Genomic DNA, 22195 nt, shown 5'->3' with positions numbered 1-22195 from the left:
CAAGCAAATGACCGGAAACCAAACCACCCACACAAACCGCGAAATAGCCTGGTTTTGCCGTGGACTGGATGCGCAAGGATCTGGGCATCTGCCTTGATACCGGGAACGAGATCGGGGCGGCGCTGCCGGTGACGGCACTGATCGACCAGTTCTACAAGGATGTGCAGGCGATGGGCGGCGGGCGCTGGGACACCTCGAGCCTGATCAGACGGTTGCCCAAGTCGAAGTGAGCACATTGAGCGCGCCGGGGCGCGCGCTGAGTATCTCGGCCCCGGTGGGGCCTCGGGGATGGGGGCGCTGCCCCCGTCGCCCGATGGGCGACTCCCCCGGAGTTTACCGGGCAAGATGAAGGTCAGTGCGGCGTGGCGTTCGAGAACAGGTGGATCACGAGGATTCCCGACAGGATCATCGCCATCCCGATAAGGGCGGGCCAGTCGAGCACCTGCTTGAAGACGACAAAGCCGATGATCGCGATGAACACAATGCCAAGGCCCGACCAGAGCGCATAGACCACCCCCACCGGCAGCACCTTGAGCGTGAGCGCCAGCAGATAGAAGCTGATGCCATAGGCCAGCACCACGATCACCGAGGGCCAGAGCCGGGTGAACTGCTGGCTGGCCTGAAGCGCGGATGTGCCCACGGTTTCGGCGAGGATGGCAAGGGCGAGAAGCAGGTAGGTATGCGGCATGGCGGTCTCCGTCCGGGTTGGGGCGGTTGTGCCTGCTGGCGCGCGCGGCGGCAAGGGTCAGCGCGCCACGTACCAGTCGCGGCGATGGTTGACCGCGATCACGAGGTTGAGAACCACGGCACCCAGCAGCGACCAGCCGACCCGGTCGGGCGGGATGACCGAAATCGCGGCGGCAAAGACGCAGGCATCGAAGGCAAGCTGGGTGAACCCTGCGCGCCAGCCGAAACGCTCTTGCAAGTACAGCGCCACGATCCCCACGCCACCGAGCGATGCACCATGGCGGAACAGTGCCAGAAGGCCCGCGCCGGTGATCATGCCGAACAACACCGCGCCCACGCCCGGGTGGATCTCGCCGAAGGTGACGTACCGGGGCAGCACGACCGACAGGCCGGACAGCAGCCCCACCGCGGCGAAGGTCTTGAGCGTGAAAGCCAGACCCATCCGGCGCAGCCCCAGCCAGTAGAACGGCAGGTTGACCACGAAAAACACGCCGGCAAAGGGCAGTCCCGTGGCATAGCTGATCAGCACGGCCAGACCGGCCGTCTGGCCGGTGACCAACCCCATGTGGGTCAGCATCATCACGCCGAAGGCGGCCATCAGCGCCCCGAAGACGATGCCCTGAGAATCAGCCAGCGGGCCATGGGTCCGGGGCTCAGGGGGGTGTGTGATGTCAGCCTCGCTCATGGCCCGGGTTTGCGCCAAATGCGCGGGCTTGGCCAGCCTTGTCGTGTGGGAAGCTGCGCCCCGGAGGCTTGCCGGGGCGCAGGCTGCGCAATAATCAGGCGATGGTCAGGCGGCCGTCAAGGGCGGCAGTGTCCGGGCTGATGCCGCCTGCCGCGCGGATCTGGGCGATGATCTCGTTGCGGTATACCAGCCCGGTGTCCTTGTAGTCGAGCCCGCGCAGATCCATGCCCGCGATGTCCCCCGGCACGCCTGCACCGATGATCTGACCGTTCCACGCCTCGGAAAAGCCGCCCAGCCGGATGTAGGTGTTGATCGCCACGCGGAATGTCTGGTCAAGCTGATCCTCGATCGGGGTGCCGTTCAGAGTGATGTCTTCGGCACGGGCCTCGGCCGCGCTGTCGCCCAGCACGATCCGGTAGCGTAGGGCGTCCGAGAAATGCATGAACCCGCGCGAGATGAAGCCCGACAGGTCCAGATCGCCCTCTTCCTCAGGGCGCACGAGGCGCTTGGCGTTGGACTCCAGCATCTGCTGGATCTGTGCGCCGGTCATCTCGGCCACGTGCACCTGATCGGCATAGGGCATCACGTCATACCATTGGCCGAAGGACAGCGGGCCGTCCGAGACACCCGACAGGATCGCGGTGGCATTGAAGAGCGCCAGATCGACCTGACCGTTGGGAAATTCCGCCGAGCGCGCCACCACCGCATCATTCATGAAGTTCAGCAGCGCGTTCTCGCGGCTGTAGCGGTCGGCCATCACGGTTTGCGTGCTGACGGCGGCGCCTGCCGTGACGGTGCCGATCGTCTCGGCCAGCTTGCCTTCAAGCGCCACGCGCAGCGGTTCGACATGGGCGGCCTCGAACTCGGCGTCATAATCGCCGTCCTGTTCCAGCGTCGGATACTTGGGATCATCCGCGGCGACGCGCTGATCGCGTGGCTTGACGGCATGCAGGCCGACATGGGTGAACCATGCCTTGCGGCCCTGATCGGCGGCGATGGACATGGCAATCTCGCCCAGGTACTTGCCGTTGGCCTCGGCCTGGGTCATCAGCACGCCCTCGGCCACGTTGTCGGGGTTCAGCCCCTCCTCGTTCAGCTTGTCGTGGGAATGGCCGCCGATCAGCACGACGGGCTTGTCTGTCAGGGCCCCTGCGGTGGCCGCGATGTCGAAATCACCCTCGCCGATCATGCGCACCGCGCCAGCCTTGCCGGTCCGGCTTTGGCCCGTGCCGTAGCCGCAATGCGACAGGATCACCACCACGTCGCAGACCTGCGCCAGCGCGGGCATGACATTCTGGACCGCTAGAACCGGGCTGGCCACGGCCATATCCGGGTCGTCGGGCTGTCCCACGCGGGTGTCGACCTGCGTGGTCAGGCCGATAAAGCCGATGCGCAGGCCCTTGGATTCGACCACGGCAGCGGCGGTGTAATCGCGGTCACGGGTCAGGTGGGCCGAGCCATGCACATTGGCCGACAGCACCGGAAAGGCGGCATCGCGTTCGATCCCGAGGCGCAGCATTTCCGCGCCACGATCGAATTCGTGGTTGCCCAGAACGGCCACATCCACCCCGGCGGCCGAGTTCACGCGATACCCGGCATCGGCCACGAATTCATCCGGGGCCCAGCCCAGCAGCTCGTCAAAGACCGAGCCTGTGTGATCGTCGCCGCCCGAGAGCAGAAGCACGACCTCGTCCTCGGACGCATCAGCGCGGACCTGCGCCATGCGCTTGACGATCTGCGACATGCGGTGCGTGTCGCCGCGCGCGCCGTGCATATCGGTGATGTGGTTGTGCATGTCGTTGAAATGCATCAGGCGCAGCACGCGGCGTGTGCCGGGCTCCAGCACCGGGGCAGGGACGGGATTGCCCTCTTCGGTGACGATCTGGCGGATCGGGCCAGACAGCGGGTCGCCCTGCAACAGGAACAGACGTTCCGCCCCGCCATTGGGGTTGGGGGTGGCGGGCACCATCAGCAATTCGCCCGCCGCGGCGCTGGCATTGGCGCGAAACGCAAGGATAGGCGACAGGGCGGCAAGGCCCGCGGCGCTGGTTGTGAGAAAGGCGCGGCGCGACAGGCCGGTGGCGGTGCGGTTCATGATGATCCCCCATTCATGTGATGCAATGACATGGGTCTAGGCAGGGGATGTAACGCGGGCTTGACGGGCAGGTGTCAGGCCGGTGACGGTCAGGCGGCCCGCAGCTCGACCCGGCGCATCGCCAGCATCAGCGCGAACGCGGCCGCGCATACGGATGCCACGCCGATGGTCAGCGGCAGGATCGTGCCGTCAAAGGCCAGCCCGATCGGCACCGCCATCAGCGCGCCCAGAATGGTCGAGACCGAGCCGATCACGCTGGCCGCCATGCCTGCGACATGGCCCATCGGCTCCATCGCGATGGCGTTCAGGTTGCCGATGGTCAGACCGGTCTGAAAGAAAACGCTGGCCTGCCAGGCGATGAACACCGCGAACATCGCGCTGGGTGGAATGGCCGCCATCCACAGCGCGGTGATGGCCAGCGACAACACCACCTGCGCGCCAAAGGCAAAGGTCGCCAGCCGCCGCATGCCCAACCGCATCACCAGCGTGGCATTCAGTATCGAGGCGGTGGCCGCGATCAGCGACACCAGCGCAAACCAGTAGGGAAAACTGGCCCCGGCGTCGAACACCAGGTCATAGACCTGCTGCACCATGCTGATCATGACGAACAGCATGCAGTAGCACATCGCCTGCGCCAGCAGGGCCAGGCTGACAGTGGGGTGACGCACCATCTCGGACAGGGCGGCAACCATCAGCGTCCAGCGCATCGGGCGGCGGTTTTCAGGTGGCAGGGATTCGGGCTGGCGCAGGGCAAGCCACAGGCTGGCGATCACGGCAAAGACGATGAAGGCCACGAAAATGGCCCGCCACCCGGCCAGCGCGATGATCCATGCCCCGATCAACGGGGCCATGGCCGGAACCAGTGTGAAGGTCATCATGACCAGCGACAGGATGCGCGCCATCTGCCGACCGGAATAAAGATCGCGCACGATGGCCATGGCGACCACCCTTGGCCCCGCCGCCCCGATCCCCTGCACCACGCGCGCGACCAGCAGCATCTCGAACGTCTCGCTTTGCCAGGCCACGACCGACGCGGCCACATAGAGGGCCGATCCCGACAGCAGCACCACCCGCCGCCCCAGCGCGTCCGACAGGGGACCGACGAAAAACGTGGCTACGCCCATGCCGATCACGAAACTGGTGACGATCATCTGCACGTTGTTGGGGGCATCCGGCGTCAGCTCGTCAGCGATCGCCGGCAGCCCCGGCAGCATCGCGTCGATGGAAAAGGCGATTGTGGCGAACAGCATTGCCATAAGGGCGATGAATTCTGGTAGGCCAAGAGGGGACTTGCGCATAAAACCGGGAGCCTGCAATTTGGGATAGCGCGAGACAACAGCAATCGCGCAAAGGTAGCAATGGTAATAATTTTTACCATCTGGTCAACGCGGGAAAGGGTGACGTCGCCGCCTAATCCGGGTCGCGATCCTTGCGCGCGTCACGCTCGGCCCGGCGACGGCGCAGACGGTTGGCGATGGTGAAGTTCGAAAAGTGCTGGATCGCCGCGGCGAAGATGCCCAGACCGGCGAAAATCAGAACAGTGGTGGCGATCTTGCCCACGGGAGTGACTGGCACAAGGTTGCCGTAGCCCACGGTGGACAGGGTCACGACGGTGAAGAAGTAGGAATCCAGCCAGCTCCAGCCTTCGACGTGGCGAAACAACACCGTGCCGATGGCCACGACGCCGACAAGCGCGCCCAGGATGATCTTGCCAGCCTCGCTCATGCCTGCCTGTCTCGGATCATGCGTTGCCCTTCATCTGTGCTGTGATCTCGTCCATCACCTTTACCCACAGGTCGGTGGGCTGCGCGCCGGGCACCGCGTGTTTGCGCCCGACGATGAAGGTGGGCACAGAAGAAATCCCCATCTCGCGTGCGGCGGCGTCGCGGTCGCGGATTTCCTGCACATCGGCCTCCGAGGCCAGCAGCCTTTGCACCACCGAGGCATCCATATCCGCGCTGTCGGCGATATCGGCCAGCACCTCGGCGTCGCTGATATCGGTGCCCTGCACGAAATACGCCTTGAAAAGCGCGCTGACGACAAAGGTCTGCTTGCCCTCGATCGCGGCCCAGTGGATCAGGCGATGCGCGTCCAGCGTGTTGGGGGTGCGGGTGATCGCCTCGAAATCGATCTCGAGCCCGGCCTGTTTCGCGTGCTCGACCACGGGCATGTAGGCCTTGACCGCGCCCTCCTTGCCGCCGAACTTGGCCTCGAGATAGGCGCGGCGGTCCATGCCGTCGCGCGGCATTTCGGGGTTGAGCTGGTAGGGATGCCATTCGATGGCAAAGGGGTGATCCGGTCGCTGCTCCAGCGCGCGATCCAGCCGCGCCTTGCCGATGTAGCACCACGGGCAGATCGGGTCGGAAAAGATATCAAGCTTGGTCATGGCGCGCCTTTCTTGGATTGTGTCGCAGGTAGCAGGGCAGGGGCGTCATTTCCAGTGGGCGGGGCGCGAATGGCCTATATCAGCGGTTTAAGCGCCTGACGTTGCAGCTTGCCGTTGGGGTTGGTCGGCATCGCCTCAATCCGCCGGAACATTCGTGGCTGCTTGTAGCGCGCCAGACGCATCGCGCACCATGCGGTCAGATCAGCCTCGGGGATGTCGGCGGGGCCGGTGTAAAAGGCGGCGATCAGGCGCACATCCTCCTTGACCTCGATATCGGTCACGCCCGCCTCGATCACGCCGGGATGGGCCAGAAGTGCGGCCTCGACCTCCAGCGGCGAGACGCGATAGCCCCCGGCATTCATCATGTCATCGTTGCGCCCGTGATAGGCGATCTGCCCGTCGGGCTCCATATGACCCTGATCGCCGGTCAGGAACCATGCGCCGCGCATACGTGCGGCGGTTTCCTCTTCGGCCCCCAGATAGCCCAGCATCAGGCCCGGATCGGTGCGCGCCACGGCGATCACGCCCGGATCGCCCATCGGCACCGGATTGCCCGCATCATCCACGATCGCCACGCGGCGGCCCTGTTGCGGCTGGCCCAGCATGCCCGCGCGCGACGGGTGCGCGGGGCTGCCCGAGATGAAGGTCGAGCATTCCGACATCCCGTAAGCCTCGTAAATCTTGGTCCCGCTGGCGTCGTTCCAGTGCTGGCGAATTGCATCCGACAGCTTTTCGCCGGCTGCAAGCCCATGGCGCAGATGGGGCAGGTCAATGGTGGTATGGTGGCTGAGCATCTTGCGATACACGCCGGGTGCTGCGGCAAAGATCGTCGCATCATGGCGGCGCAGCAGCAGCGGCAGCGCCTGCGGGTCGACACCTTCGGCAGGGATCAGGGCGGTGGCGCCTGCGCTCCACGGGTCCATCAGCCCGGTGCCCAGCGTGAAGGTCCAGTTGAACGCGCCCGCATGGCACAGCCGGTCATCCTGCCCCAGCCCGTACCAGCCGTCATGCATCATGCGCCGGGCCCAGATCGCGCGATGCGCGTGCATCACTGCCCGGGGACGGCCCGAGGTGCCCGAGGTATAGACGATATAGGCCAGCCGGTCGGGGCTGCCCATCGCATAGTCGCAGGGCGGCAGGTCACGCATGGCAGCCAAGGCGGCGGTGTCGATCACCGGCAGGCCGGTGTCATCGGGGCAGGGCACATCGGCGTCGTGCAGGATGCCCGCTGCCCCCAGCCCTGCGATCATCTTGGTCACCTCGGGCGCGGTCAACTGGCTGGAGGTGGGCACCGGCACCATCCCGGCGGCGATCGCGCCAAGATAGGCGATGGGAAACTCGACCGTGTTGCCAAGCCGCATCAGCAGGATGTCACCGGGCTGAAACCCCGCCCGCAACAGCCCCGTGCCCGTGCCGCGCACGGCGGCGGCCAGCCGCGCAAAGCTCCAGCGATCGGCACGCGCGGGCGAAAGAACCGCCAATGCGATCTTGTCGGGCAGGTCATCTGCATGGGCCAGCACATGCGCGGCCATGTTGAACGGGGCGGGACAGGGCGCGGGCGCGCCGTTATCAAAGATCGACAGCATGTTATCGGGTTAGGCCGCTTGCTGCACAGTTGCAAGGCCCACGCCCGCGCCCTATAGAATTCGGATGAACGAACGCGATCCGAAATCCCTGATCCGCATTGCCCGCGCCACGGGCGAGGATGACCTTGCCGCACCGCTGGATCTGGGCACCCGCGTGCGCGAACTGCGCAAGGCGCGCGACTGGACTCTGGAACAGGCGGCGGGCAAGGCCGGGCTGGCGCGATCAACCCTGTCCAAGATCGAGAACGGGCAGATGTCTCCCACCTACGAGGCGCTGAAAAAACTGGCCACGGGGCTTGGCATTTCTGTGCCGCAATTGTTCACGCCCCCGCAGGCGGCGCAGGTCACAGGCCGCATGACCGTGACCAAGGCGACCGGGGGCGCGGCCCATGCCACCACCACCTATGAGCATGAACTGCTGGCCGACAGCCTGACGCGCAAGAAGATGCTGCCCTATCGCGCCCGCATCCGGGCGCGGTCGATGGACGAGTTCGACGGCTGGGTGCGCCATGACGGCGAGGAATTCCTGTATGTGCTGACAGGGGTGATCCGGCTTTATACCGAATTCTATGAGCCCGTGGACATGCGCCGGGGCGACAGTGCCTATTACGACGCCACGATGGGTCACAACGTGGTGTCGATCAGCGAGGATGACGCGACGATCCTTTGGGTCACGTCACTGGTTTAGGCGGGATCAGAACCAGGTCTGGACCGAACGCGCCGCGCCCGAGATATCCTGCCCCACGCCGTCAATCGTGGCACATCCCGCCATCATGGCCACCAGCGCCACGACACTCATCTGCCTTGCGAATGTCATTACTGCTCTGCCTCTTTTGTTCTTCTTGTTCATTCGGACCACCAGACATCCGGCATCCAGCCGATCCTGTCGCCATATATCGGCGTATTTTCGGGAAATTTCAAGTTTTTCGCGTGGGCGATACGATCGGACAGGGTGGTCCAGATCGGGATGACAAAACGCCCCGCCATCAGAACCCGGTCCAGTGCGCGGGTGGCGGCGGTGAAATCGGCGGGGTCCGTCGCGGTCAGCAGCGCGTCAATCATCGCGTCCACTGCCGGGCTCTGCACGCCCATCAGGTTGCGCGTGCCTTCATACTCGGCCCCGTCGGCCCCCCAGTAGAGCCGCTGTTCCGTACCGGGGCTGAGCGACAGGTCACGCCGGAACGGCATCAGATCGAAATCCACGGTCGCCTCGCGCTCGGTGAACTGCGCGTTGTCGATGGTGGTGATCGACAGGTCGATCCCCAACCGTTTGAGGGCTTGCGAATAGATTTGCAGCACCGACTCCATCCGCGCATCACCCTGACGCAGCACTGCTCTCAGCACAAATCGCTGACCATCGGCGCCGCGCAACTCGCCGTTCTGCACGGTCCATCCAGCCTGCTCCAGCAGGCCGACCGCACGGCGCAGATCACCCCGGTTGCGCGGAGTATCCTCGCCCTGCGGCAGGTCATACCCGTCCAGCGCACCGGGGGGCAGATCGGCGGCAAACGGCTCCAGCAGCTCACGCACGCGGCCCGTCGCCGGGCCGGGGCGCATGCCCAGATCGGAGTTCGAGAAATACGAGGTGATGCGCGGCTGCCGCCCGCCCGTGATCGTGCCGTTGATATAGGGAAAGTTGAAAGCCAGGATCAGCGCCTCGCGCACGCGCCAGTCCGACAGGTGCGGGCGACGGGTGTTCATCACGAAACCCGTCATGCCCGAGGGGCGTTCATGGGCGATTTCCGACAACACGACCTGCCCCGACTGCACGGCGGGAAAATCATACTGCGTCGCCCAATTCTGCGCGTTGGTCTCGCGGTAGATGTTGATGACGCCGGCCTTGAATGCTTCGAACAGCACGTTCTCATCGCCAAAGAACTCGATCCGGATCTCGTCGAAATTCTGCGTGCCGCGCCGGATCGGCAGATCGGCGGCCCAGTAATCCGGCACACGCTCAAGCGTGACCTGCCGCCCGGCTTCGTAGCCCGTCACCCTGTAAGGGCCGGTGCCGACGGGGATATCGGCCAGCCCGCCGTCGGCGAAATCACGCCCCTCCCATTGCGCCTTTTGCAGGATCGGGCGCAGCCCGGCGATCAGTGCAAGCTCGCGGTTGTCGGTGTTGAAGCTCAGTCGCACACTGTGCGGCCCGGTCTGCTCGATGCTCTCGACCTGCGCATGAAAACCCAGATACCGGGGGTGACCCTTGGTGCCCAATGTCTCGAAGGACCAGATCACATCCTCGACCGTGACCGGGCTGCCATCGGAGAACCGCGCCTGCGCGCGCAGGGTGAACTCCACCCAGCTGCGGTCGGGAGCGACCTCGATCGTTTCGGCCAGCAGACCGTACAGGGCGAACGGTTCGTCCCAGTTGCGCGCCATCAGCGACTCGTAGGCATAGAATCGGAGCTGCCAGGGCACCGTGCCCTTGCGCAGGAACGGATTGAGCGAATCGAATCCCCCCGTGTTGCCCTCGATCAGGCGGCCGCCACGGGGGGCCTCGGGGTTGGCATAGGGCAGGGCGCTGAAATCTGCCGACAGGCCCGGTTCTCCATACATCGCAATGCCATGCGCGGGCTGGGCGATTCCCGCGGCCCCCTGCAAAACAAGGGCCAGCGCGCCAAGAACGGTACGACCATAGTGGAAAAAATTCGCCTGCATCTGCGCAACAATCCTGCTCTGCTCTTGTCTTATTGACGCTGACCGTATCGGTGGATTCATGTCTTTTCAAACTTTTGCTTGGAGTCGCGCCAGAGATTGCATATAAAGGTGGCACTGCTCGATAGGTTTCTTGCCTGTATGAAACCTGCCTCAATGACTTAACCCCAGCTTCGGCTGGGGTTTTTTTTGACCCCTTCGTTTCCGCCGTAGGTGGTTTCATTCCCGAACCATACCTGTATCTTTCGCTGCAAAGCAGCATGAAAGGATCCGAACTATGTCGCTGAAGGGAAAGACCGCAATCATCACAGGCTCGAACTCGGGCATCGGTCTTGGCGTAGCGCATGAACTGGCGCGCGCCGGGGCGGATGTTGTTCTCAATTCGTTCACGGATAACGACGAAGATCACGCATTGGCGCAAGAGATCGCCAAGGAATACGGCGTGACCGCGCGCTATATTCAGGCCGACATGTCCAAAGCGGATCAGTGTCGCGCCCTGATCGAGCAGGCCGGCACCTGCGATATCCTGGTCAACAACGCCGGTATCCAGCACGTCAGCCCGATCGATGAATTCCCGGTCGAGAAATGGGATGCCATCATCGCGATCAACATGTCCTCGGCCTTTCACTGCACCGCCGCCGCCTTGCCGATGATGCGCAAGGCGGGATGGGGCAGGGTGGTCAACATCGCCTCGGCCCACGGGCTGACCGCCAGCCCCTACAAATCGGCCTATGTGGCGGCCAAGCATGGCGTCGTAGGGCTGACCAAGGTGACAGCACTGGAAACCGCGCAGGAACCGATCACCGCGAACGCGATCTGCCCGGGCTATGTCAAGACGCCGCTGGTCGAGGCGCAGATCCCTGACACGGCAAAGAAATACGACATGACCGAGGAAGAGGCCGTGCAGAAGGTGATCCTGGAGCGGCAACCGTCCAAGGAATTTGCCACGGTCGAACAGATCGGCGGCACGGCTGTGTTCCTGTGCTCGGCCGCGGCGGATCAGATCACCGGCACCACGATCAGCGTCGATGGCGGCTGGACCGCCCTTTGACGGCACCGAGGACGCAGCCAATGAACACCACACCGATCAAGATCAATCTGGCGCTTCAGGGCGGCGGGGCACATGGCGCGTTCACCTGGGGCGTGCTGGACCGGCTGCTGGATGACGAGGATATCGAGGTGGCGGCGATCTCGGGCACATCCGCCGGGGCAATGAACGCCGCCGCCTACAAATCCGGCTGGATCGAGGACGGGCGCGCGGGTGCGCGCGCCAATCTGGACTGGCTGTGGCAGCAGTTGGGCGCGGTGCAGGACACGCCGATGGCGCAATGGATGCTGGCCCTTGCGCCATCGGCGGCGCTGGTTACCAAGGCGTTTGAATATTCCATAGGCAATGCAATGGCCGATGCGGCGGCGCGGTTTTCCTCGCCCTATGCGTTGGGGCCGTTCTATGACAATCCGCTGCGCCGGGTGGCGGAACGGTTCAACTATGACACCGTCTGTGCCGCCGGTGGTCCGCGGCTGTTCATCGGGGCCACGAATGTGCAGACCGGAAAGATCAAGGTGTTCTCCGGGAGTGACATTTCGGCAGACGCCATTCTGGCCTCGGCCTGCCTGCCGACGCTGTTCCAGGCGGTCGAGATCGACAACCCCGAGACAGGCGAGACAGAAGCGTTCTGGGACGGTGGCTATACCGGCAATCCCGCGCTGTTTCCGCTGTTCGCGCGCGACCTGCCGGACGACATCCTGATCGTGAACATCAACCCGCTGGAACGGGTCGAGACTCCGCGCAGTGCGCAGCAGATCCACAACCGGATCAACGAGGTCAGCTTCAACAGCTCGCTTTTGCGCGAATTGCGCGCTATCGGGTTCGTCAAACGCCTGCTGGCGGATGGCAGCCTGCAACCGGGCACGATGAAGAACGTGCTGGTGCACATGATTGCCGATGACGTTCTGATGAACCAGCTGTCTGTCGCCACCAAACTGGCCCCCGGTCCGGTGCTGCTGAACCACCTCAAACAGGCCGGTCGCGGCGCGGCGGACGTGTTTCTGGCCGCGCACAAGGCCGATCTGAACCAGCGCAGCACGGTGGATCTGCAGGCGATGTACGACTGATCCGGACGAGCCGGGCTGTGGGGCGGATCACCCCGCCCGCGCGGCCTTTTCGATCTGCTTCAATGCCTTGGCATTGTCGCGCGCGATCTTTGCCGGGTCCTTGGGACCGGGATAGACCAGCCCGGCCGAGATCACCAGCTTGGCCGCATCCTCGACCGACATTTCCAGTTCGACCACGTCTTCCTGCGGGACATACAGCAGGAAACCCGAGGTCGGGTTGGGGGTCGTTGGGACAAAAACGCTCAGCAGGCCTTGACCGGTCCCGATACGCGCGGCGACTTCACCCTTGGCTTCGGTCGAGATGAAACCGATGGCCCATATGCCTTTGCGGGGGTATTCCACCATGCAGGCCTTTTCAAAACTGCTTTCGGACTGTGCGAACACGGTTTCGGCGATCTGCTTGGCCCCGCTGTAGATCGAGCGCACGACCGGCATCCGGTCAACCAGATGCTCGCCCCAGCGGATCAGCGAACGCCCGATGAACCCCTTGGCCAGCCAGCCGACAAAGATCGTGAACATGAGGAAAAACACCACGCCCACACCGCGGATGTTGATCTGCGCATCCTCGCCCAGCCATGCGGCATAGGTTTCGGCCCCGATCAGCGCGCGCAGCAGCTCATCCGGCTGGTAGGCCTGCGGCACAAAGGGCAGGACGAACCCGTCAACCCAGCCGATCAGTGTCCAGATCAGCCACACGGTCAGGCCGACGGGGGCGATGACCACGATCCCTGTCAGAAAGGACGATCGCATACGCGCAAACACACCGGGCTTGCGGGGCTTTTCGAGCGGTTTCTTGGGGTCGAGCGGGTTGGTCATGGGCCGCCTTGGGCTATCGGTCGCAATAGGCGATATTTATGTGCTTGCGCGCTGCTCCACAATACACCTTGCGGGGGCTGCATGCATTCAGGCGAATGGCTGGCCCAATTCCCGGGCAATGGCGGCTGCAAGACGCGCATTGTTGCGCACCAACGCAATGTTGGCCGTCAGACTGCGGCCCTCGGTCAGTTCGAATATCCGTTGCAACAGGAACGGCGTTACCGATTTGCCCGCAATGCCCTGCGTCTCGGCTTCGGCCTGCGCCTGAGCGATCACCGGGGCCAGTACCTCGCCGGGGATCTCGTCGTCGGCCGGGATCGGATTGCCGACAAGCTGCCCGCCGCCTAGCCCCAGATCGGCGCGCAGGAGATGCGCGGCGGCAATCTGCGCGGGATCGTCTGCGCGCAGCGGCGCGGCCAGACCCGAGGCGCGCGACCAGAAGGCCGGAAAATCATCCTGCCCATAGGCAAAGACCGGCACGCCAAGGGTTTCCAGCACTTCCAGCGTCTTGGGCAGATCGAGGATCGCCTTGGCCCCGGCGGCGACCACGGTGACAGGCGTGCGGGCCAGCTCGTGCAGGTCGGCCGAGATGTCAAAGCTGGTTTCGGCCCCCTTGTGCACACCGCCGATCCCGCCGGTGGCAAACACGCCGATGCCCGCCAGATGCGCACCGATCATGGTGGCGGCAACGGTCGTGGCCCCGGTGCGCCCCTGCGCCATGCAGGCGCCCAGATCGGCGCGGCTGAGTTTCGCCACGCCCTGCGCCTGCGCCAGCGCCCTTAGCTGCGCATCGGTCAGCCCGGCATACAGCACGCCATCCAGCACAGCGATGGTGGCGGGCACGGCCCCGGCGGCGCGCACGGTGTCCTCGACCGATCGCGCAGTCTCGAGGTTCTGCGGCCAGGGCATGCCATGGGTGATGATCGTGCTTTCCAGCGCCACGACGGCCCGGCCATCGGCCAGGGCCTCGGCAACCTCGGGGGACAGGGTGGGGGTGATCATGGGATGGTTTCTCCGGATACATAGCGGGCGGCGGCTTCCAGAGCGCGGATCAGCGCCTGCGCGCGCGGCGCGCCGTCCAGTTCGGCGGCGATATGCGCCGCCATGAATGTGTCGCCTGCGCCGGTGACGCGGGTCATCAGCACCGGTGCGGGCGCATGGCTGATCGTGGGCGCGGTTTGTGCCGCTTCGGATGCGGGGCGGCCACCGTCGGTCACCAGCACGCGGGCGGCCCCGCGTTTCACCAGCGCATCGGCGGCACTGGCGCTGTCATCGAACCGGGTCTGCGCCAGCAACCCGGCTTCTTCGAGGTTCACATACAGCACCGCACGGGGATGGGTCAGGAACGGTTGCAACCTTTCGGCCTTGCCCGGGGACGCCGGGGCCACGCGCAGATCGGCGCGGGCAAGGGCAGGGGCTGTGGCGATATGCTCCAGCAATGCTTGCGTCAGGTTGCCATCCAGCGCCACGGTGCCCGCGAAAGGGGTCTGGGCGGTGCCCAACCGACCGTCCATCAACGGGCGCAGGATCTTGTCGCCCGCCGCCTCAAGCGAATGGGCATCGGCAATGGCGGCGATCAACCCGTTGGCCCCTTCGATGGCCATGTAGACATCGGTGGGCAGATCGTCGGAACGATACAGGTATTCGGTGCCCAGCCCCAGCGAGATGCAGGCCACCACCAGTTCGTCGCCTTCGCCGTCGCGACCGACGGCAGACAGCAACGCAGGCCGCAATCCGAATCGCGCCAGCGCCATGGCGATGTTCAGCGCCACACCGCCCGGGCCGCGCGTGATCCGGCCCGGCACGTCCGATCCCTGCCGCATGGCCGAGGCGGACCGTCCGATCACGTCCCACAGGACCGAGCCGACGCACAGGATTTCCGGGGCTTTTGTCATCCTCCCTTGATGCCTCCAAGCCGCAGCCCCGGCAAGAGGGATCGCGCAGGCGCAGTGGATGACGTCAGGCTTTGCGCTTCGTGGGCGTTTTGACCGGGCCAACACCAACCCCATTGCGCGGTGGATACGGCAGGCGTAACGCTGTGCCATGAAACCGCAAATCCTGTCGACATTGCCGGGCTACGGGGGCAGGGCGCTGCTGGCCGATGTGGTCGCAGGTGTCACCGTTGCGCTTGTGGCGATTCCGTTGTCGATCGCCATCGCCATTGCCTCGGGCGCGACACCGGCGCAGGGGCTGGTGACGGCGATCGTGGCGGGGTTCCTGATCTCGGCGCTTGGTGGCAGCCGGGTGCAGATCGGCGGGCCGACCGGAGCGTTCATCGTCGTCGTGCACGGTGTCATCATGACCCATGGCTATGACGGGCTGATCCTTGCCACGCTGATGGCGGGCGGGTTTCTGGTGCTGGCGGCGCTGCTGCGCGCGGGGCGGCTGATCGCCTATGTGCCCGATCCGGTGGTCAACGGCTTCACCATCGGAATTGCGGTGATCATCGCCAGCAGCCAGATCAAGGATGCGCTGGGGATGCGGATTGCCGACCTGCCGGCCGAGTTTCTGCCGAAACTTGCCGCGTTGTGGGAGGCGCGGGCCAGCATTGCACCGCAGGCGCTGATCATCACTTTGATCACGGGTAGTCTGATCGTCGGGCTGAAGCGTCTGGCCCCGCGCTGGCCCGGGCTGATCTTGGCGGTGGCCGCAGGCTCGGGGCTGGCGCTGTGGCTGGGCGGGCCGGTGGAAACCATCACCGACCGCTTCGGCCCCTTGCCTGCCGGACTGCCGATGCCCCGATTGCCCGAGTTCACTACCGAAAAGATGATCGCTGTTCTGCCTTCGGCCCTGCTCATCGCCTTTCTGGCAGCGATCGAATCGCTGCTGTCAGCGATGGTGGCCGATCGCATGATCCAGCACAGCCACCGGCCCAATGCCGAGTTGATGGCGCAGGGTGCGGCCAACCTTGGCGCGGCCCTGATGGGCGGGCTGCCTGCAACCGGTGCCATTGCCCGCACGGCGACCAACGTGAACGCGGGCGGGCGCACGCCGGTCGCCGGCATGGTCCATGCGCTGGTGGTGCTGGCCGTACTGCTGCTGGCTGCACCGCTGGCGGGGCAGATGGCGCTGCCGGCTTTGGCCGCTTTGCTGATCCTCACCGCCTGGAACATGGCCGAGCCGCAGCACTGGCGCGGCTACATGGCCTTGCCGCGCGCCGATCTGGCGCTGTTGCTGGTCACGCTGATCCTGACCGTGCTGGCCGATCTGGCGGTGGCCATCGCCGTGGGCGTGGCGCTGGGGCTGGTCTTGCGCGGCGCACGCAAGGTGCGGGATCGCCGCCTGCGCGACAGGTAGCAGCGTCAACCGGGGTTGCGCATGGGCAAAGCCCCCTATATACGCGCGTCACTGAAATCCGCAGGCGGGGTTTGGGCCTATGGGGGAGACATCCTCATATGTCCGCCGGTTGGTGCATACGCACTGTCACCCCCGCCAAGGCGAAAACCGGAAAAGGAAACTGACATGGCTCTTCCCGAGTTCACTTTGCGTCAGCTGTTGGAAGCTGGCGTTCACTTTGGTCACCAGACGCAGCGTTGGAACCCCAAGATGGGCGAGTTCATCTATGGTGCGCGCAACGGCATCCACATTCTCGACCTGACCCAGCAGACCGTGCCGATGCTGGACGCGGCGCTGAACGCGATTCGCGAATGCGTCGCCAAGAACGGCCGCATCCTGTTCGTCGGCACCAAGCGTCAGGCCGCACAGCCGATCGCCGATGCCGCCGAGAAATGCGCGCAGTACTACATGAACCACCGCTGGCTGGGTGGCACGCTGACCAACTGGCAGACCGTGTCGCAGTCGATCAACCGTCTGCGTCAGATCGACGAGAAGATGGAGCAGGGCGCCGAAGGCCTGACCAAGAAAGAGCGCCTGCACATGGAGCGTGACCAGCAGAAGCTGCAGGCTTCGCTGGGCGGTATCCGCGAAATGGGCGGTGTGCCCGACATGCTGTTCGTCATCGACGTGAAAAAAGAAGCCCTGGCCGTGGCCGAAGCCAACAAGCTGGGCATCCCCGTTGTTGCCATCGTCGACACCAACTGCTCGCCCCTCGGGATCGACTACATCATCCCCGGCAACGATGACGCGGCCCGCGCCATCGCGCTGTATTGCGATCTGGTGGCCCGCGCGGCGCTGGACGGCATGACCGCACAGATGGGGGCCGCTGGCGTCGATCTGGGTGCACTCGAAGCTGCCCCGATGGAAGAGGCCGTGGCCGAAGACGCCTCTGCAAACGCCTGATTTTTACCGGACGCCGCCGGTGCACCCCGAGGGCGTCACGGAACCGACATGGGGCGCGTGGCATGTAACGCGCGCCCTTTAACATTCAGACAGATTGGGAGATCCCGCGATGGCGATCACAGCCGCACTGGTGAAAGAACTGCGCGACACGACGGGCGCAGGCATGATGGACGCGAAAAAAGCGCTGACCGAAACGAATGGCGACATGGAGGCCGCAGTTGACTGGCTGCGCACCAAGGGTCTTGCCAAGGCCGCCAAGAAATCGGGCCGCACTGCCGCAGAGGGCCTGGTGGCCGTCAAGGTCGAGGGTGGCCGTGGCGTCGCCGTCGAAGTGAACTCGGAAACCGATTTCGTCGCCAAGAACGCCGATTTCCAGGAAATGGTGTCGCAGATCGCCGCCGCCGCCGTCTCGGCATCCGACGTTGATGCGCTGAACGCCGCCGATCTGGGTGGCAAGACCGTGGCCGACACGATCACCGCCAAGATCGCCACCATCGGCGAGAACATGTCGCTGCGCCGCATGGCCGCGATCGAAGGGGACACCGTTGTGTCCTATGTGCACAACGCGGCTGCCGACGGCATGGGCAAGATCGGCGTTCTGGTCGCGCTGAAGGGCGGAGACGAGGCGTTTGGCCGGCAGGTCGCCATGCACATCGCCGCCGTGAACCCGGCGTCGCTGTCCTCGGATGATCTGGATCCGGCTGTCGTTGAAAAGGAACGCCAGGTGCAGATCGAGATCGCCCGCGAATCCGGCAAACCCGACGCCGTCATCGAAAAGATGATCGTCGGCCGCATGGCAAAGTTCATGAGCGAAGTGACGCTTCTGGGCCAGAACTTCGTAGTTAACCCCGACCTGACGGTCGAAGCGGCCGCAAAAGAAGCGGGCGTCGAGATCACGGGCTTTGTCCGCCTGGAAGTCGGCGAAGGCATCGCAGTGGAAAAAGAGGATTTCGCTGCAGAGGTTGCCAAGGTTTCGCAGGGCTGAACCGCAGATTGGTACGGCTGAAAAAGAAAACGGCGTCACCCAAAGGGCGGCGCCGTTTTCCGTAAACATCGCGCTGCTTCCAACGCGCACTGGCACCGCACAAGTCAGAGGATGCCCGCCATCGCCGTGCACCCAATCCCCTTGCGAAATTTAAATGATTTTTCAGTCCAATCCTCGCAGGCGATGATACTCGCCGCCTTGAAATTCGCTGTCCCGACCTGCGGCGCGGTGCCACCCCCGAAGGAGCGGCACCGGCCAAATAGAAACCGGACCCCGAGACATTGGGGATGAAGGGTACGATCACCCGAGGTTACGCGCGGAACATACACGGCACCCCGGTGGTGTAGGGTCGGAGAGCCCTGAAATCGCAGAGGTCCGACCCTTGTGTTCCAGGCAAAAGCCACCACTCACGGAACACGGTCACCTTGCCGCCTTCCCCGGCGTCATGGAAGTACGGGAATCCCTACTTGGGGGTATTTCACAGTTTTTTCACGGCTCCAGAATGAACATCTGGTTCTGGAATGCCGCTTTCAGAACAGCCTGAGCGGTGGTTTCCACGCTCAGCGCCGCGCGGGCAAGGCGCAGGTGCTTTTCGATGGTCGCGGGGGTCAGACCCAGCAGGGTCGCGATATCCTGCGTGGTCTTGCCGTCACCGACCCATTCCAGCACCTCGCGCTGGCGCTTGGTCAAAACGCGGGATGGGCCGAAATGGGGCAGGGTCATCACCTTGAGGTGCACGATGTTGTTCATCACGGTGATGTCGGCCCCGTGCTGCTCCCATATCTCGTCGACCTGATCCTGAACCATGTCGGCGCGCGCCGTCAGCGCAATCGCGCCCTTGGACTGGGGCGAGATCGAGCGAAAGCTGATCGAATAGCCTGCATGCACCTTGTGCGACAGGTTGAACGCCACAACCTCGCGCTCGGCATCACTCAGTGTGTTGCGGATGATCCGGTCGGCCATCACGCGCCAACTGCAACTGCCTTCATTGGCCAGCGCCCATTTTGTCATCGGTGCGTTCTTGTACAAGCCGCCGCCAATGAACCCTTGGGTATAGCTGTCGGGATGGTTGGTCAGGATCACGAAATCATCGGGATCACCCAAAGACGTGGCCGAGCGATAGCGCGTGAACCCATACAGCAGGCGATCAAACCCGTAGCTGTCCATGCGCCGGGTGTGCATCGTCCACAATTCCTCGACCGACTGCGTGGTGGTCAAGGCGTCAAGATACCGGCTGCTGATCATGAACCCTTACGCGGAAATGATTGGGACAGCGCAACATTACAAGGTACTACCAGAAACCGGCAAGCCCGCAATCCATCAGGGCTTATATTTACATAATACTGATTATGCGACTATTGGATAAGGCAGATCACGCAGACTGCATCTCGCCCACGTCCTCGGGAGCTGCACCGTTCTCAATGATCTGCCAAGCCTTTGCGGCGCGTTCCTCACCCAGAAGGCTGCCAGCCTTGGCCATCAGGCGTGCCTGACGATCTGCCAAAGCGATCGGCGCATCCAGGTCATGCGACGTCTCGACCGAGCGATCGGCCAGCGTGATCGTCAGATGTGCCTGCATCTCGGTCAGGCTGTCATCGGCCAGCACCTGAACCTTGTCGCGCAATCCACGCAGCGCGGCATCGGCGCAAACCTGCGCGTTGTAGCTGTCCAGCCGCGCAGTGTCGTGGCCCAGGATCTGCATCGGCAACACGGTGGCGTAGCTGAACTTCGCGCCCAATCCGGTGTCCGGCGCAGGCTGGTTGCACACGGACATCCAGCGCGGATGGGTGCATACGGTGATGGCCTGCACGGCGTCCGCGTCGATTGGAAGCAGCGCCGCCTGCGCCTCAAGCGCGGCATGCAACCCGTGGCAGCAGGCATGGAACTTGTGGCTGACTGTCTCAAACAACCATTCCTTGCCAATGCCTTGCGCGGCACTTTGAATGTCTTCGCCGGCGTGGGTCGGCCCGAACCCTTGGGCTGATTCCAACGCATCGGGGTTGGCCACAAAGCCGCGTGCCACCAGTTGCGCCGCCTCGACCCCGTTGGCGGCGGCCAGCCCGGCGTTGAAAGGCTTGCCCATGGTGCCGAACTGCGATTTCAAGCCACTGGCGCGTGTCGCCAGCAGGCCCAGAACCATGGCCATATCCCCTGCCCCAAGACCCATCAGACGCGCCGCTGCCAGCCCGGCGCCAAAGGCACCTGCGGTGGCGGTCTGGTGAAACCCGGTCTGGTAATGCGCGCGGCCCAGCCAGACGCCTACGCGGATCGACGCCTCGATCCCGATCAGGGCCGCGTGGCGAAATGCGGCGCCATCGGCTCCGGTGGCCTGCGCCACGGCCAATGCCGCCGGAAACACTGCCACCGACGGATGGCCGATATGGGCGAAATGCGTGTCGTCATAGTCCAACGCATGGCTCGTCGCGCCATTCGTCAAAGCGGCGGCGCGGGCCGGCAGACGGGTGTCCGATCCGAACAGGCTGGCCTGCGCCGCGCCGCCTTCGGTCAGAACCATCTCTCGGGTGATGCGCGACACCGGCTCGTCTACCCCGGCCACGCCCACGGCCAACCAGTCCAGCAGCGACAGGCGCAGCATCTGAGCAGCCTCGGACGACACGTCCTTGGCGGAAATTTCTGACGCAAAGTCAGAAAGTTGAGAGGTGAAAGTCATGTGTTCTTTGCCCCGTACAGGTCTTTGGCCCGCGATTCGAAGGCGCGCACGATGCGCTGCATCGCGTCATGAAAGAACATGCTGGCAGCGCCCTGCAGCAGACGGTTTCTGAATTCGAAATCGACATCAAAGAAAACTTCAACGCCGTCTTTCATGTCCTTGAATTTCCAATTGGATTTCATGTATTTGAACGGCCCGTCCAGATACTCGGTCTGGATATGCCAATCCTGTGGCCGCAGGATCACGCGGCTGCCGAACCGTTCGCGAAACACCTTGAAGGAAATCACCAGATCCGCCTCCATCACCTCGCTGCCGTCGTCCTGCGGCGTCACGGACCGTACCCGTGCCGCCGCCGTCCAGGGCAGGAACTCCGGATAGGCCGCAACATCGGCGACAAGGTCATACATCTGCTGGGCGGAATAGGGCAGATGGCGTGTCTCGGCGTGGGTGGGCATGGGGTCTCTTTTTATCGTGACAGTGGAGCCTCGTTTCGTATTGTGCGCACAAAAATGCAAGGGAAACAAATGACCCAGCGTCCTTATGTCATCGACGAAATGATCTCGGCCAAGACCATCGCCGCCCGGGTCGAAGACCTGTCGCGCGAGATCGCGGCGGAATTTTCCGACACCGATCAACTTGTCGTGGTGGGCCTGCTGCGCGGGTCGTTTGTCTTTATCGCCGATCTGGTGCGCGAACTGGATCTGCCGGTCGAGGTGGATTTTCTGGAAGCATCCAGCTACGGCAATGCCATGCAAAGCAGCCGCGAGGTCAAGATCCTCAAGGACCTGCGCGGCGCCATCGAGGGCCGCGACGTGCTGGTGGTCGAGGATATCGTCGATACCGGCCACACACTGTTTCACGTCATCGGGATGCTCAAGGCGCGCAAACCCCGACGCCTGCGCACCATCGCGCTGCTGGACAAGCCGACGCGCCGCGAGGCGCAGGTCAAGGCCGATTGGACCGGGTTCGAAATCCCGGATGAATTCGTGGTGGGCTATGGCATCGACTATGCCCAGCGAAACCGCAACCTGCCGTTCATCGGCAAGGTGCGTTTCACAGACGTCTAGAACGTCGCGGCGATCCGCGCGCCCTCGTCGCGGTCTTCTTCGGTCAGGCCTTCGGCCAGCGACGCGCATTGCCAGCCGTACTGCTCGGCCTGATCGGCAGGCGCGTTGCGCGTGCCCCACAGGCAATAGTACTACAGTTGCGCATTATGGCGAGTCTTTCGATGTGCGATGGCGGCAGCGACTTGATGCTCGCGTCGCCACCGCGACC

The 22195-nt window shown here is 64.1% G+C and carries 22 protein-coding genes and 1 pseudogene; 8 read left to right on the top strand and 15 right to left on the bottom strand.

All coding sequences use genetic code 11. The features are described 5' to 3' along the window. Nucleotides 1–50: 50 nt before the first annotated feature. Nucleotides 51–230 (top strand): annotated as a pseudogene (locus ACFTOW_RS07700) (NAD-binding protein); the annotation flags it as partial. Between the two features lie 122 nt (nucleotides 231–352). Here ACFTOW_RS07700 and ACFTOW_RS07695 read toward each other — a convergent pair. The 7 genes from ACFTOW_RS07695 to ACFTOW_RS07665 form a co-directional block, all read right to left on the bottom strand. After that, on the bottom strand, nucleotides 353–688 hold the full coding sequence (locus ACFTOW_RS07695; RefSeq protein ID WP_379914484.1) for a DMT family transporter: 336 nt from the start codon (nucleotides 686–688) through the stop codon (nucleotides 353–355). A gap of 57 nt (nucleotides 689–745) precedes the next feature. Further along, the gene (locus ACFTOW_RS07690) at nucleotides 746–1372 is read right to left on the bottom strand and encodes a YitT family protein (protein WP_379914483.1); all 627 of its coding nucleotides are present in this window, start codon (nucleotides 1370–1372) and stop codon (nucleotides 746–748) included. Nucleotides 1373–1466: 94 nt separating this feature from the next. After that, complete coding sequence (locus ACFTOW_RS07685; RefSeq protein WP_379914482.1) at nucleotides 1467–3467, bottom strand: bifunctional metallophosphatase/5'-nucleotidase; 2001 nt, start codon at nucleotides 3465–3467, stop codon at nucleotides 1467–1469. Between the two features lie 89 nt (nucleotides 3468–3556). After that, the gene (locus tag ACFTOW_RS07680; RefSeq protein ID WP_379914481.1) at nucleotides 3557–4765 is read right to left on the bottom strand and encodes a multidrug effflux MFS transporter; all 1209 of its coding nucleotides are present in this window, start codon (nucleotides 4763–4765) and stop codon (nucleotides 3557–3559) included. Nucleotides 4766–4877: 112 nt separating this feature from the next. Beyond that, nucleotides 4878–5192 (bottom strand): potassium channel family protein, encoded by a 315-nt coding sequence (locus ACFTOW_RS07675; RefSeq protein ID WP_379914480.1) that lies wholly within the window; start codon nucleotides 5190–5192, stop codon nucleotides 4878–4880. Between the two features lie 16 nt (nucleotides 5193–5208). Then, nucleotides 5209–5853 (bottom strand): DsbA family oxidoreductase, encoded by a 645-nt coding sequence (locus tag ACFTOW_RS07670; protein ID WP_379914479.1) that lies wholly within the window; start codon nucleotides 5851–5853, stop codon nucleotides 5209–5211. A gap of 74 nt (nucleotides 5854–5927) precedes the next feature. After that, nucleotides 5928–7439, bottom strand: coding sequence for a class I adenylate-forming enzyme family protein (locus ACFTOW_RS07665; RefSeq protein WP_379914478.1), 1512 nt, complete (start codon nucleotides 7437–7439; stop codon nucleotides 5928–5930). Nucleotides 7440–7503: 64 nt separating this feature from the next. On the opposite strand from ACFTOW_RS07665, the gene ACFTOW_RS07660 reads away from it, so the two are divergent. Continuing rightward, nucleotides 7504–8127: a helix-turn-helix domain-containing protein gene (locus ACFTOW_RS07660; protein ID WP_379914477.1), complete on the top strand. Its 624-nt coding sequence runs from the start codon at nucleotides 7504–7506 to the stop codon at nucleotides 8125–8127. Nucleotides 8128–8133: 6 nt separating this feature from the next. Here ACFTOW_RS07660 and ACFTOW_RS07655 read toward each other — a convergent pair whose 3' ends face one another. Together ACFTOW_RS07655 and ACFTOW_RS07650 are read right to left on the bottom strand one after the other, a co-directional pair. Beyond that, entirely contained in the window at nucleotides 8134–8256 is a 123-nt protein-coding gene (locus tag ACFTOW_RS07655; protein ID WP_379914476.1) for an entericidin EcnA/B family protein, read from the bottom strand. A gap of 29 nt (nucleotides 8257–8285) precedes the next feature. Further along, entirely contained in the window at nucleotides 8286–10097 is a 1812-nt protein-coding gene (locus ACFTOW_RS07650) for an extracellular solute-binding protein (RefSeq protein WP_379914475.1), read from the bottom strand. 274 nt (nucleotides 10098–10371) lie between these two features. On the opposite strand from ACFTOW_RS07650, the gene ACFTOW_RS07645 reads away from it, so the two are divergent. Continuing rightward, complete coding sequence (locus ACFTOW_RS07645; RefSeq protein WP_379914474.1) at nucleotides 10372–11145, top strand: 3-hydroxybutyrate dehydrogenase; 774 nt, start codon at nucleotides 10372–10374, stop codon at nucleotides 11143–11145. 20 nt (nucleotides 11146–11165) lie between these two features. After that, entirely contained in the window at nucleotides 11166–12209 is a 1044-nt protein-coding gene (locus ACFTOW_RS07640; protein ID WP_379914473.1) for a patatin-like phospholipase family protein, read from the top strand. 27 nt (nucleotides 12210–12236) lie between these two features. Here ACFTOW_RS07640 and ACFTOW_RS07635 read toward each other — a convergent pair whose 3' ends face one another. The 3 genes from ACFTOW_RS07635 to ACFTOW_RS07625 form a co-directional block, all read right to left on the bottom strand. After that, nucleotides 12237–13025 carry a DUF502 domain-containing protein gene (locus ACFTOW_RS07635; protein ID WP_379914472.1) on the bottom strand — a complete coding sequence of 263 codons (789 nt, stop codon included), beginning with the start codon at nucleotides 13023–13025 and terminating at the stop codon, nucleotides 12237–12239. Between the two features lie 87 nt (nucleotides 13026–13112). Next, nucleotides 13113–14027 (bottom strand): pseudouridine-5'-phosphate glycosidase, encoded by a 915-nt coding sequence (locus tag ACFTOW_RS07630; RefSeq protein WP_379914471.1) that lies wholly within the window; start codon nucleotides 14025–14027, stop codon nucleotides 13113–13115. Further along, nucleotides 14024–14920 carry a PfkB family carbohydrate kinase gene (locus ACFTOW_RS07625; RefSeq protein ID WP_379914470.1) on the bottom strand — a complete coding sequence of 299 codons (897 nt, stop codon included), beginning with the start codon at nucleotides 14918–14920 and terminating at the stop codon, nucleotides 14024–14026. The genes ACFTOW_RS07630 and ACFTOW_RS07625 overlap by 4 nt, the downstream gene beginning before the upstream one ends. A 148-nt stretch (nucleotides 14921–15068) precedes the next feature. On the opposite strand from ACFTOW_RS07625, the gene ACFTOW_RS07620 reads away from it, so the two are divergent. From ACFTOW_RS07620 to tsf, 3 genes are all read left to right on the top strand, one after another. Further along, the gene (locus tag ACFTOW_RS07620) at nucleotides 15069–16322 is read left to right on the top strand and encodes a SulP family inorganic anion transporter (RefSeq protein ID WP_379914469.1); all 1254 of its coding nucleotides are present in this window, start codon (nucleotides 15069–15071) and stop codon (nucleotides 16320–16322) included. Nucleotides 16323–16487: 165 nt separating this feature from the next. Further along, on the top strand, nucleotides 16488–17264 hold the full coding sequence (gene rpsB, locus ACFTOW_RS07615) for a 30S ribosomal protein S2 (RefSeq protein ID WP_379914468.1): 777 nt from the start codon (nucleotides 16488–16490) through the stop codon (nucleotides 17262–17264). Nucleotides 17265–17373: 109 nt separating this feature from the next. Further along, on the top strand, nucleotides 17374–18249 hold the full coding sequence (gene tsf / locus ACFTOW_RS07610) for a translation elongation factor Ts (protein WP_379914467.1): 876 nt from the start codon (nucleotides 17374–17376) through the stop codon (nucleotides 18247–18249). A 489-nt stretch (nucleotides 18250–18738) separates the two neighbouring features. Here the strand turns inward: tsf and ACFTOW_RS07605 are convergent, their stop codons facing one another. From ACFTOW_RS07605 to ACFTOW_RS07595, 3 genes are all read right to left on the bottom strand, one after another. Next, nucleotides 18739–19494 (bottom strand): helix-turn-helix transcriptional regulator, encoded by a 756-nt coding sequence (locus ACFTOW_RS07605; RefSeq protein WP_379914466.1) that lies wholly within the window; start codon nucleotides 19492–19494, stop codon nucleotides 18739–18741. 127 nt (nucleotides 19495–19621) lie between these two features. Then, a complete protein-coding gene (locus ACFTOW_RS07600; protein WP_379914465.1) occupies nucleotides 19622–20920 on the bottom strand; it encodes an MmgE/PrpD family protein in 1299 nt (432 codons plus the stop codon). After that, the gene (locus ACFTOW_RS07595) at nucleotides 20917–21375 is read right to left on the bottom strand and encodes a type II toxin-antitoxin system RatA family toxin (protein WP_379914464.1); all 459 of its coding nucleotides are present in this window, start codon (nucleotides 21373–21375) and stop codon (nucleotides 20917–20919) included. The genes ACFTOW_RS07600 and ACFTOW_RS07595 overlap by 4 nt, the downstream gene beginning before the upstream one ends. A 69-nt stretch (nucleotides 21376–21444) precedes the next feature. On the opposite strand from ACFTOW_RS07595, the gene hpt reads away from it, so the two are divergent. Continuing rightward, the gene (hpt, locus tag ACFTOW_RS07590; RefSeq protein WP_379914463.1) at nucleotides 21445–21987 is read left to right on the top strand and encodes a hypoxanthine phosphoribosyltransferase; all 543 of its coding nucleotides are present in this window, start codon (nucleotides 21445–21447) and stop codon (nucleotides 21985–21987) included. Nucleotides 21988–22195: the final 208 nt, after the last annotated feature.

Origin of the sequence: Lacimonas salitolerans, assembly GCF_042677865.1 — a bacterium.
Classification (GTDB): Bacteria; Pseudomonadota; Alphaproteobacteria; order Rhodobacterales; family Rhodobacteraceae; genus Lutimaribacter; species Lutimaribacter salitolerans.
The sequence above is the reverse complement of the archived record's forward strand: the minus strand, read 5'-3'. Positions and strand labels throughout refer to the sequence as shown.